This is a genomic window from Kitasatospora sp. A2-31, from assembly GCF_022288725.1.
In the GTDB taxonomy this organism is placed as follows: domain Bacteria; phylum Actinomycetota; class Actinomycetes; order Streptomycetales; family Streptomycetaceae; genus Kitasatospora.
Window position 1 is genome coordinate 1 of sequence record NZ_JAKNTA010000231.1, and the last position, 1,200, is coordinate 1,200.

At 74.2% G+C, this 1,200-nt stretch carries 1 protein-coding gene and 1 pseudogene; both read right to left on the reverse strand.

Going from position 1 to position 1,200, the window contains the following annotated elements; all coding sequences use genetic code 11:
• On the reverse strand, positions 1–448 hold a 448-nt coding region (locus MCM47_RS41120), incomplete at its 3' end, for a DUF3592 domain-containing protein (protein WP_238951872.1).
• Positions 449–806: 358 nt separating this feature from the next.
• Positions 807–1,200 (reverse strand): annotated as a pseudogene (locus tag MCM47_RS41125) (transferase); the annotation flags it as partial.

The window sequence follows — 1,200 nt, forward strand, 5'->3', positions numbered from 1 at the left end:
CGACCGCCGGCAACACGGCGCCTGCGACCAGGCAGCCGGTACCGAGCGCCGCCCACAGCAGATCCGTCAGAGCGACCCGGCTCGTCTCCGCCGCCGCCAGCACCACGCGGTTCGGACGGCGCGGGTCATAGGCGATCCGGACGGACGCCCCCGGTACAAGACCCGGCGGGCGGCGCAGCGGGGTGTGGCCGCGCGGCCGGGGGATCACCGCCTCGGCGCAACGGGCGGCACCGGGCCCGCCGACCGCGGCCAGGGCGGAGAAGGAGAGCAACGGCGCGCTGTCGAGTTCGCCGTGCGCGTCGGTCTCGGCCAGCACGGTGGCCACCGCCGGTACACCGCGCCGCCGCAGTCGGTGACGAAGGCGCACTTCAGCGGCGCACCAGAGCAACAGCGCGCCCCCGAAGAGCGCGAGCACCATGCCGCCCACCGTCGCCGTCGTCGGCTCCACCCCTCACCCCCAGCTCTGTCCACAGCCTGTGGACAGAGCCTCACAGTCAAGGGGCAACGAGGGACAGACGTTCGACGACTGCCGGGAGAATCGGGGGCTACCGCGAGATGAACCCGAACGGCCCGTCCGCGCCTCCCCGGCGACGGACAGGCCGAGGACGACGGACAGGCCGACGGCTGCACGTGGGCCCGGGTAGCCACGGAAGCCCGGGTTGCCCGAGAAGCGGATAGCCCGAGAAGCCCGGGTGGCCGCGGCAGCCCGGGTGGCCACGAGGCTGCGGGAGGCCCGAGGAGCTCGGGGTCCGAGCCCCGAACGGAGCCCGGGCTGCGGACGGCCCGGGCTCCGATCGGTCGATCGGTCAGGCGACCGGCTGGATGAAGCCCTGTTCGGTGAGCATCCGCAGCGACTCCGGCACCCGGTCGCGGAGCACCACGCGGTCCTCGCCGAGCAGCTGCGCGATGGCGTCCACGATCTCGCCTGCCGACAGCGTGCCGTCGCAGACGCCGACGAACCCGGCGCCCACCGTGTCCACCTTGGTCGCGCGCCGCATGCCGCGGTTGTGCCGCAGCACGACGTGCTCGGGGTCCTCCGCACCGGGTTCGCCGACCTGCTCCTGGACCACCTCGTCGGCCAGCACGTACCGGGCGGCCAGCAGCCCCGCGTCGTCGTGCGTCCGCAGGAAGTCCTGCCGGTCGAACCACTTCTCGATGTGCGGGCCGAGCGGCTGCTCGACCGGGTGCGGCCACTCCTCC